General features: G+C 69.9%; 11 protein-coding genes and 2 pseudogenes. 5 read left to right on the top strand and 8 right to left on the bottom strand.

Features of this window, described 5'->3' with window-relative positions; all coding sequences use genetic code 11:
- Together BN4348_RS62060 and BN4348_RS58655 are read right to left on the bottom strand one after the other, a co-directional pair.
- A pseudogene (locus BN4348_RS62060) lies at window positions 1-325 on the bottom strand (hypothetical protein); the annotation flags it as partial.
- The gene (locus tag BN4348_RS58655; protein ID WP_066917719.1) at window positions 322-1,338 is read right to left on the bottom strand and encodes a Ppx/GppA family phosphatase; all 1,017 of its coding nucleotides are present in this window, start codon (window positions 1,336-1,338) and stop codon (window positions 322-324) included. The pseudogene BN4348_RS62060 and the gene BN4348_RS58655, both read right to left, overlap by 4 nt.
- A gap of 165 nt (window positions 1,339-1,503) precedes the next feature.
- Between BN4348_RS58655 and BN4348_RS58650 the strand changes: the two genes are divergently transcribed.
- The gene (locus BN4348_RS58650; protein WP_066917718.1) at window positions 1,504-2,289 is read left to right on the top strand and encodes a hypothetical protein; all 786 of its coding nucleotides are present in this window, start codon (window positions 1,504-1,506) and stop codon (window positions 2,287-2,289) included.
- Between the two features lie 14 nt (window positions 2,290-2,303).
- On the opposite strand, the gene BN4348_RS58645 is transcribed toward BN4348_RS58650, so the two are convergent.
- On the bottom strand, window positions 2,304-3,026 hold the full coding sequence (locus tag BN4348_RS58645; protein ID WP_066917717.1) for a FadR/GntR family transcriptional regulator: 723 nt from the start codon (window positions 3,024-3,026) through the stop codon (window positions 2,304-2,306).
- A 74-nt stretch (window positions 3,027-3,100) separates the two neighbouring features.
- Between BN4348_RS58645 and BN4348_RS58640 the strand changes: the two genes are divergently transcribed.
- The 4 genes and pseudogenes from BN4348_RS58640 (at window position 3,101) to BN4348_RS58625 (ending at window position 5,335) form a co-directional block, all read left to right on the top strand.
- Window positions 3,101-4,057: a hypothetical protein gene (locus tag BN4348_RS58640; RefSeq protein ID WP_066917720.1), complete on the top strand. Its 957-nt coding sequence runs from the start codon at window positions 3,101-3,103 to the stop codon at window positions 4,055-4,057.
- Window positions 4,054-4,383, top strand: a complete 330-nt coding sequence (locus BN4348_RS58635) for a hypothetical protein (protein ID WP_066917716.1) — start codon at window positions 4,054-4,056, stop codon at window positions 4,381-4,383. Before BN4348_RS58640 ends, BN4348_RS58635 begins: the two co-directional genes overlap by 4 nt.
- 55 nt (window positions 4,384-4,438) lie before the next feature.
- Window positions 4,439-4,789, top strand: a pseudogene (locus BN4348_RS58630) (GMC family oxidoreductase); the annotation flags it as partial.
- 72 nt (window positions 4,790-4,861) lie between these two features.
- Window positions 4,862-5,335 (top strand): NUDIX hydrolase, encoded by a 474-nt coding sequence (locus tag BN4348_RS58625; RefSeq protein WP_066917714.1) that lies wholly within the window; start codon window positions 4,862-4,864, stop codon window positions 5,333-5,335.
- Here BN4348_RS58625 and regX read toward each other — a convergent pair.
- The 5 genes from regX to BN4348_RS58600 form a co-directional block, all read right to left on the bottom strand.
- Entirely contained in the window at window positions 5,332-6,015 is a 684-nt protein-coding gene (gene regX / locus BN4348_RS58620) for a two-component sensory transduction protein RegX (RefSeq protein WP_066917713.1), read from the bottom strand. The two genes, BN4348_RS58625 and regX, sit on opposite strands and share 4 nt — an antisense overlap.
- On the bottom strand, window positions 6,012-7,226 hold the full coding sequence (locus tag BN4348_RS58615) for a sensor histidine kinase (RefSeq protein ID WP_096866241.1): 1,215 nt from the start codon (window positions 7,224-7,226) through the stop codon (window positions 6,012-6,014). The genes regX and BN4348_RS58615 overlap by 4 nt, the downstream gene beginning before the upstream one ends.
- A gap of 151 nt (window positions 7,227-7,377) precedes the next feature.
- A complete protein-coding gene (locus BN4348_RS58610; RefSeq protein WP_066917711.1) occupies window positions 7,378-8,127 on the bottom strand; it encodes a phosphoglyceromutase in 750 nt (249 codons plus the stop codon).
- 10 nt (window positions 8,128-8,137) lie between these two features.
- Window positions 8,138-8,647, bottom strand: coding sequence for a type III secretion system chaperone family protein (locus BN4348_RS58605; RefSeq protein ID WP_066917710.1), 510 nt, complete (start codon window positions 8,645-8,647; stop codon window positions 8,138-8,140).
- Window positions 8,644-9,364: glycosyltransferase (locus BN4348_RS58600; protein ID WP_142308834.1), on the bottom strand; the 721-nt coding region annotated here is incomplete at its 5' end. The genes BN4348_RS58605 and BN4348_RS58600, both read right to left, overlap by 4 nt.

Here is a 9,364-nt window from a genome sequence, read left to right as displayed (position 1 = left end):
GGGGCGGCGACTTGGGCCAGCGCGGCTCGGGTTCGGCCCAGTACGCGGACGCCGGCCGGTCGTCGCCGGCCTGCTCGGGAGCCGGCTCGGCGGCCTGGACCGTCCCGTGGGCCGCCTTTGCGGTGATGTCGTGGTCTTCCTCGTCGCGGATGACCGGAATCTCACCGGTGAGCTCGGCGACCGTGACCGCGTCGCTGTCGCCGCGCCGCCGGCGCCGGCGCCGGGTCACGGCCGGGGCGCCGATCGTTCCATTCCTGGCCAGCAATTCGGCCACCGAGATCGGCCGGGTGCCGGGGCTCTCGGTCTCGGAGTGTGGTCCGGTCATGATTTGTCGCCTCTCGATCGGTTCGCGTTCCGATCAGCTTTCTGACCTCCAGCATCGCGCACCGAACTCCCGAAGAGCGCAGTTCCATCGGCTTCGCTGTCGAGTTTGCGCAAGATGAGACCTTCCCGTAATGCCCACGGGCAGATATCCACGGCTTCGATCGACAGCGCTCGCATGCTCGCCTCGGCCACCAGCGCGCCCGCCACGATCTGCGGTGCCCGCTCGGCGCTCACTCCTTCCAGTTCGGCCCGGTCAGCGGTGGTCATCCTAGAGATGAAAGCTATGAGTTGCCTGAGGCCGTTTTCGGTCAGCGTCCTCTTGGCCCGCGGGCCCGCCGCCGAGGGCGCGGCCCCGGTGAGCCGTGCCAGCGAACGGAATGTCTTCGAGGTGGCGACCGCAAGGTCGGGGGCGCCGGCTTCGAGGACCGCCACCGCGGATTCCGCCAGCTCGGCGTCCAGCCAGTCGCGCAGCATCCCGACCCGTCGCCGCCCGGGCGGGTCGTCGGGCAGCCATTCGCGGGTCAATCGCCCCGCACCCAGCGGCAACGACAGCGCGACGTCGGGCTCCTCGTCGACGCCGCTGGACAATTCCAGCGAGCCGCCGCCGATGTCGAGGTTGATGATGCGGCCGGCGCTCCACCCGTACCACCGGCGCACCGCGAGGAAGGTCAGCCGCGACTCGTCGACCCCGGTCAGCACCTGCAACTCGACGCCGGCCTCTTTTCGCACCCGGGACAGCACGTCGTCGGAATTTTCGGCGTCGCGGACCGCCGAGGTGGCGAAGGCCATCAGCTCCTTGCAGCCCGAGCTGTCCGCGATCTTGGCGAACTCGTTGATCGTCGAGACCAACTTGTCGGCGCCGCGCTTGGTGATCTTCCCGGAGCTGTCGATGGACTCGGAGAGCCGCAGCGTGGCCTTCGTCGAACTCATCGGCGTCGGGTGCCCACCGCGGTGGGCATCGACCACCAACAGGTGGACCGTGTTGCTACCCACGTCGAGCACGCCTAACCGCACAGGAAACAACCTAGCCGGGTGACGATGCGCGCCGCGCAGCGGCGCGAGGTGGGGCACCCCCAGCCGCGCACGCGGCGAGGGGAAAAGGCCGGCGATCGAGCGCCAGCGGGAGTCCTCCCGCGTCAAAGTGCCAGGCAAGCGAAATCGTGGTCTAACGTTGGCGACGTGGCGAATTCACACCCGGAACCGGGTCAGGAGGTCGAGCTGGACTTCGCCCGCGAGTGGGTGGAGTTCTACGACCCGGACAACCCCGAACACCTGATCGCGGCCGACCTCACCTGGCTGCTCTCGCGCTGGACCTGCGTGTTCGGCACTCCCGCCTGCCGCGGCACGGTCGAGGGCCGGCCGGACGACGGGTGTTGCTCGCACGGCGCGTTTCTGTCCGACGACGACGACCGCGCCCGGCTGGACGACGCGGTCAAGACGTTGACCGACGAGGATTGGCAGTTCCGGGAAAAAGGCTTGGGCCGCAAGGGTTACCTCGAGCTCGACGAGCACGACGGCCAACCGCAATACCGCACCCGCAAGCACAAGGATGCCTGCATCTTCCTCAACCGACCCGGCTTTGCCGGCGGCGCGGGATGCGCGTTGCACACCAAGGCCCTCAACCTGGGCGTACCGCCGCTGACGATGAAACCCGATGTCTGCTGGCAGCTGCCGATCCGGCGCAGCCAGGAGTGGGTGACACGGCCCGACGGCACCGAGATACTCAAGACCTGGGTCACCGAATTCGATCGCCGCGGCTGGGGTTCCGGCGGCGCGGACCTGCACTGGTATTGCACCGGCGATCCGGCCGCGCACGTCGGCGCCAAGCAGGTCTGGGAGAGCATGGCCGACGAGCTGACCGAGTTGCTCGGTGCCAAGGCCTACGCGGAGCTGGCGGCAATGTGCAAGCGGCGCAGCAAGTTAGGGCTGATCGCCGTGCACCCGGCCACCCGGGTTGCCGAGTAGCGCGACCCGCCCGCTCAGCCGGCTTGGGTTTTGATGTAGGACAACACCATTCGCAGGGCGCTGGCGTTGAGGTAGTCCTCGACCGCGGCGGCGGCCGCCTCGGCATCGCGCGCCAGCACGGCATCGGTGATCGCCCGCAGGTCGGCGACCACCGCCGCGGCGTCGTCGTAGGCCGCGGTGAGTTCGTGCTCCCGCCCGCCGAACGCGTGCTCGACCCAGCGATACAGCAACCCCAGCGCGCGGTTGCGGGTGCCGTGAATGAGCACCCGGAAGTAGGCGAGGTCGGCGGCCTGGCGTGCCGCCGAGCCGTCGGCCTCGCGCACCGCCGCGAGCGCCGCGCGCAACGACTCGGCGTCCTCCGGTGTGCCGCGCAGCGCCGCCAGCCGGCCCATCAACGGGCCCAGCGCCGCCCGGATCTCCAGCAGTTCGGCCAGGAAGTCGGGGCCGAGTTTGCGCACCAGCGCCTCGACGACGGCGGGATGAGTCAGCGCCTCGGGGTCGCGGACCACGTTGCCGCTGCCATGGCGGGCCTCGATGAGGCCCATCTGCTGCAGCCGGGCCAGCCCTTGGCGCAGCGACGTGCGGTTGACCCCGAGATGCTCGGCCAGCTCCCGCTCGGGCGGCAGCGTCGACCCGGGCGGGAAGGCGCCGTCGAGGATGGCGTCGGCGATCGACGCGGCGATCTGTTCGTCGACCCGTTGGCGGTCCGGCGGCTGCAGCGCACTTGACTGGTTCATTGGCTCAACCAATATAGTGGACGAATCGGGCACGGCGCAGCCATCGCGCGCCCGTGTCCGAACCGGAGGAGCACATGGACGACGAGCTGGGATCGGCCTCCGCCCCGCGCTGGCGCGGCAAGCCCGGCCGCCTGGAGGTCTGGTATGCCACCCTGTCGGATCCGCTGACCCGCGCCGGGCTGTGGATCCACTGCGAGACGGTGGCCCCCGAGCACGCGGCCGACTCCCCCTATGCGCACGGCTGGGCGACGTGGTTCGCGCCCGACGGCCCGCCACGCACCGAGCGATTCGGCCCCGAGCCCACCGGGCCGGCGTCGGGAACGACGTGGTTCGACGCGGCGGGAGTGCGGGCGGCACCGGCGAGGCTGGCGGGGCGCGCCGGATCGTTGGCGTGGGACCTGTCCTGGAAGGACGCCGGCACGCCGCTGTGGACGTTCCCCCGGGCGGCGTGGGAGCGCGAGCTGCTGCCGGGCGCCCAGGTGGTCCTGGCGCCCACCGCCGACTTCGCCGGCTCGCTGACCGTCGCGGATGGCGCGGTCCGCATCGACGGCTGGCGCGGCGGGGTCGCCCACATCTACGGGCACGGCAACGCCAAGCGCTGGGCATGGGTCCACGCCGACCTCGGCGACGGCGACGTCATGGAAGTCGTTGCGGCGGTCTCCAATAGGCCGGGCCTGCGCCGGCTGGCGCCGATGGCGTTCGTGCGGTTCCGGATCGACGGAAAGGATTGGCCCGCAAGCCCTTTGCCGTCACTGCGGATGAAAACGACGCTGGGCCTGCGGCATTGGCAGCTGGAGGGCGGCATCGGCGGTCGCCGGGTGCTCATCCGGGTCGACCAGCCACCGGAGCGGTGCGTGAGCCTCGGATACACCGACCCCGACGGCGGCCGCGCGGTGTGCACCAACACCGAACAGGCCGACGTCCACGTCGACATCGACGACCGGCACTGGTCGGTGCTGGGAACCGGGCATGCCGAGGTCGGTCTGCGCGGCGCCGACGCACCCGACATCAACGAAAGGATCCCGTCGTGAGCTTCGTTCTCGACCCACCGCTGCTGTTCGCCGCCGGGGTGCTGATCGAGCGCCGGGTGCCGCCGGACCGGCGGGACCTCGCCGAGGCCACCACGCTGGGCGTCTTCTTCGGCGGTTCGTTCGGGCTCTACAACAACGTGCCCGGCCTCGGCATGCTGTGGCGGCCCTTCCGCGCCGCCAACGGGCGCGACTTCATGTGGAACAGCGGCGTTTTCGGCGTCGACACCGCGGCGGCGGGCCCGCGGCTGCACGCCGCGGCGGGCGCAATCTTCGCGACCTATCCGTTCTTCATCAAACTGGGACGCCGGCTCGGACGCCGCGGATGAGCCGTCTCGCCGCGTCGTTCGGCGCCGCGCTGCTGCCCGAGGAGTGCGGCGGCCNGAGGCCATGGGCCGGCTGCTGTTCGCCGCGGGCGCCGTCGAGGTGCTCACGGGCTTACCCGAGGCGATGACGGTGACGTCGCTGCCCGCGCTGCGGGATGCGCTGAGCCGAAGCGACGCGAGAAGCTTGCACCTGGCCGCCTTCCATCCCTCGGGCACCGCGGCTGCGGGAGCCGACGAGCAGCTTTGTCCCGTCGACGAAACCGGGCGGCTGCGCGGCGCCGACCGGGTGTGGGTCGCCGACGCGTCGATCCTGCCCAGCTGCCCGGAGGTGAACCCGCAAGTGTCGATCATGGCGATGGCGCTGGGCGTGGCCGACGAGATCGTCGGCGCCCGCGCGAGTCGAGTGTGAATCCCTGGTGGCGACACGCCGGTGGGAGTGGCCCTCAGCGCACACTCAACGCCCGCAACGCACACTCGATGCGTGCCGATCCCCGACTTCATCGTTGAGCTTCGTCGCGCCATTGGCACCGCGCCGTTATGGCTGCCCGGCGTCACGGCGGTCACGATCCGCGACCGAAAAGTATTGCTGGTCAAGCGCGCGGATAACGGCGCCTGGACGGCCGTGACAGGTATCGTCGAGCCCGGGGAGAATCCGGCGGATTGCGCGGCTCGCGAAGTAAGCGAAGAAGCCGGCGTCAGAGCGCGGGCCACGCGGCTGGCGTGGGTGCACGTGACCCGGCCGGCCGTACACGCCAACGGCGACCGGGCCCAGTATCTCGATCACGTGTTCCGCATGCAGTGGCTCTCGGGCGAGCCCTTTGCCGCCGACGACGAGTGCACCGCCGCGGCGTGGTTCGACCTCGACCGGCTGCCGCCGATGACGGCGGACATGCGCCGGCGTATCACGTTGAGCGCCAGCGACGACGAGCGGACCGTCTTCGATACGAACTCTTAGCCCTCGAGCTTGTAGCCCAATCCCCGCACCGTCACCAGGTGCACCGGGTTGGCCGGGTCCGCCTCGATCTTGGAGCGCAGCCGCTTGACGTGAACGTCGAGCGTCTTGGTGTCACCGACGTAATCGGCACCCCAGACCCGGTCGATCAGCTGCCCGCGGGTCAGCACCCGCCCACTGTTGCGCATCAGGTACTCGAGCAGGTCGAATTCCTTGAGCGGCAACGTGATCGTGTCACCGTTGACCGAGACGACGTGGCGTTCGACGTCCATCCGGACCGGCCCGGATTCCAGCACGCCGTCGCTGATCTCGGAGTCGTCGTCGCCGCCCCGGCGCAGCACCGCGCGGATGCGGGCGATCAGCTCGCGCGCCGAATAAGGCTTCGTGACATAGTCATCCGCGCCCAGCTCGAGGCCGACCACCTTGTCGATCTCGCTGTCGCGTGCGGTCACCATGATCACCGGCACGCTGGAGCGGGCGCGCAGCTGCTTGCACACGTCGGTGCCCGACATGCCCGGCAGCATCAGGTCGAGTAGCACGATGTCCGCGCCGGCGCGATCGAACTCGGCAAGCGCCGCGGGGCCGTCGGTCATCACCGTGGCCTCAAAGCCCTCCTTGCGCAACAGGAATGCCAGCGGATCGGCCAGCGACTCCTCGTCTTCCACGATCAGCACACTGGTCATCTACTCAATTCTTCCTCTCGTTGTGACCTGTTGGGCCGCACCTCACGGCCCAGCGGTTGCTCGGGTTCCTCGTCCTTGTACGCCGGAATGGACAGGGTGAACGTCGACCCGGTGCCCGGCTTGCTCCACACGCCGATGCTGCCGTTGTGGTTGGCCGCAACGTGTTTGACGATGGCCAGGCCCAACCCGCTGCCGCCGGTGGCCCGCGAACGCGCCTTGTCGCCGCGGAAGAATCGCTCGAAGACCCGCTCCTGGTCTTCCAGGGGAATGCCGATGCCGCGGTCGGTCACGGCGATCTCGATGTTGTCACCCCGGCGGCGGCGGCTGATCGAAACCGGCGATCCCGGAGGCGAATAGGCGATCGCGTTGGACACCAGGTTGGCCAGCGCGGTCACCAGCAGCGTTTCGTCGCCCAGCACCCGCAGGCCGCTGGGCGCGTCGGTGCGGACCTCGATGTCGGCGTTGTCGGCCGCCACCTTGTGGCGCGCAATCGCCTCAGACACAACGGTGTCCACCTCGACCTCGGTCACGTTGGGCAGCGGATCGGCGCCCTGCAGCCGGGACAGCTCGATCAGCTCGGCGACCATGTCCCCCAGCCGGTTGGCTTCGACGAGAACCTTTTCGGCGAACCGGCGGACGGTTTCGGAGTCATCGGCCGAGGCCAGCAGCGCCTCGGCCAGCAGGGCCATGGCCCCCACCGGGGTCTTGAGCTCGTGGCTGACGTTGGCCACGAAATCGCGCCGGGTCGCCTCCATCCGGGCGTAGTCGGACTGGTCGTGGACGAAGACCACCGCGAACCGGCGGTCCTCTTCGCTCAGCAGGCGCGCCTGCCCGTGCACCGAGAGCCCGGACCGGCCCGGTCCGCGCTTCGGCGGCCGCAGATCGAACTCGACGTCGACGCCGGTGAGCGCCTGCTGCGCGGCCTGCCAGGCCTGGTTGTCGAGCTGGCGATCGCGCACCAGGCCCAGTTCCTTGGCCCGCTCGTTGAGGTAGACGACGTCGCGGTGGGAGTCCACCACCGCGGCTCCCAGCGGCATCAGCGCCACGATGCGTTGCAGCATCTGCGCGACGGTGATCCCCGTCCATTCGGTGGAGGATTGCTGGCGGCGTTCGACCGCCCGCGGCGCCAGCCGGGCCCCGACCGCAACCCCTGCGGCCAGCGCCAGCACTGCCAAGACCCCGGCCAGCAACAGCGCCGAGAACACAGTCACATACAAAATCCTACAAATCTGGTGAACGCTGCCCTAGCGGAGCGAGGCCAAAATCGGACAAGTCACACCTTACGCAACAGGTGTTCCGCTCCCGTTCACTCGATGTTTGGCAAACAGGCCTTTAAACCCGCGTTCGGGCCTGCGAACCAGGTCACGCCCTTCCCTGGCTGGCAACCGCCGCGGCGCCCGCCGCGGCCGCCTCCGGGTCGAGGTAGGTCCCGCCCGGCCGCACCGGCCGCAGGTCGGCGTCAAGGTCGTAGCGCAGCGGAACGCCGGTCGGGATATTGAGCCCCACGACCTCGCCGTCGGACATCCCGTCCAGGTGCTTGACCAGGGCGCGCAGCGAGTTGCCGTGCGCGACGATCAGCACCGTCTTGCCGGCCCGCAGGTCCGGGACGATGACGTCGGTGAAATACGGCAGGAAACGCACCACCACATCGGCCAGGCATTCGGTCAGCGGGCCGCCGCCGATGTCGGCATAGCGGGGGTCGGTGTCCTGGCTGAATTCGCTGCCGCGCTCGATCGGCGGGGGGGGCGTGTCGTAGCTGCGCCGCCAGGCCATGAACTGGTCCTCGCCGTAGCGCTCCTTGGTTTCGGCCTTGTTGAGACCCTGCAGCGCCCCGTAGTGGCGTTCGTTGAGCCGCCAGCTGCGCCGCACCGGGATCCACAGCCGGTCGGCAGTGTCCAGCGCCAGGTGCGCGGTGGTGATCGCCCGGCGCAGCAGCGAGGTGTAGAGCACGTCGGGCAACAGGGCGTGTTCGGTCAGCAGCTCGCCGCTGCGCACCGCCTCGGCCCGGCCCCTCTCGGTCAAGTCGACGTCCACCCACCCGGTGAACTGGTTGCTTGCGTTCCATTCGCTCTCGCCGTGGCGCAACAGCACCAGCGTGGCCGTGTCTTTCATGCCGGCTAGCTTATTCGTCGTCTTCGTCGATCAAATGGGCGAACGCCTGCAGGTTCTTCAGCGACTCCCCGCGGGACACCCGCCACTCCCACTCCTTCTGAATCGACGAGCGAAAACCCAACTCCAGCAGGGTATTAAAGTCGGAATCCACCGCTTCGAGCACCTGCCCGAGCACCCGGTCGATCTCGTCGGCGTCGACCGAGGCCAGCGACATGCGGCCCACCAGGTAGATGTCGCCGACGTTGTCCAGCGTGTACGCCACCCCGTACAGCCGGCGATTGCGCCTGAGCAAAAACCGGTAGACGCCCTCGTGGTTCTCGTCGGGCTTGCGGCACACGAACGCCTCCACGCGCACCGAATGCTCCCCGATGGTCAGGATGGTGTTGGTCTTGAGCTTGCGCTCACCGGGCAGTTCCACCACCAGGCCCGGCAGCCCGCCGTGGGACCCGGGGAACTCCGAGTAGGTCAGCCCGCTGGCCCGCAGCGTGTGCTCGATCACGGCCTGCACGGTCGCATTCACGCGCCCACCCCACGACGGGTGGTCCAGCGGCGCGGCTTGCGCATCGCGGCGCGGTCCGGTTTCGCGACGTACCGGCGCTGGCGCAGGGCGGTGAAGTCGCCGATCGCGCGCCGATAGCTGGCCAGCAGCGCGTCGGTGGTGTTGTCCCAGGAGAAGGTGGCCGCGTGCGCGGCGGCCGCGCGGCTCATCGCGTCGGCCTGCGCCGCGTCGAGACGCAGCAGCCGATCCAGGGCATCGGCCCAGTCGCCGACGTCATGCCCGGACACCAGGGTGCCGGATACCCCGTCGCGCACCGCCACCGGCAGACCGCCGACCGACGCGGCCACCACGGGGGTGCCGCACGCCTGCGCCTCGACGGCGACCAGCCCGAACGACTCCGAATAACTGGGCACCGCAACAAGATTGGCCGCCTGAAACAGGGTGGCCAGGTCCGGGCGGGACTGCGGCGGCAGAAACGTCACCCGGTCCGCGATGCCGAGTTCGTCGGCCAGCCTTGACAATCCGTCCGGCGAGGCCAGGCCGCTGCCCGACGGGCCGCCGGCCACCACGATGCGCAGCCCGGGCAGTTTCGCCGCGGCGCGCAGCACGATGTCGGGGGCCTTCAGCGGCTGGATCCGCCCGACGAAGGCCACCAGGTCACCGTCCAGCGGCAGTCCCAGCGCGGCCCGGGCCGCCCGGCGATCGCCCGGGCGGAACACGTCGAGGTCCACCCCGGGG

The sequence above is a fragment of the Mycobacterium interjectum genome, assembly GCF_900078675.2.
Classification (GTDB): domain Bacteria; phylum Actinomycetota; class Actinomycetes; order Mycobacteriales; family Mycobacteriaceae; genus Mycobacterium; species Mycobacterium interjectum.
The sequence above is the reverse complement of the archived record's forward strand: the minus strand, read 5'-3'. Positions and strand labels throughout refer to the sequence as shown.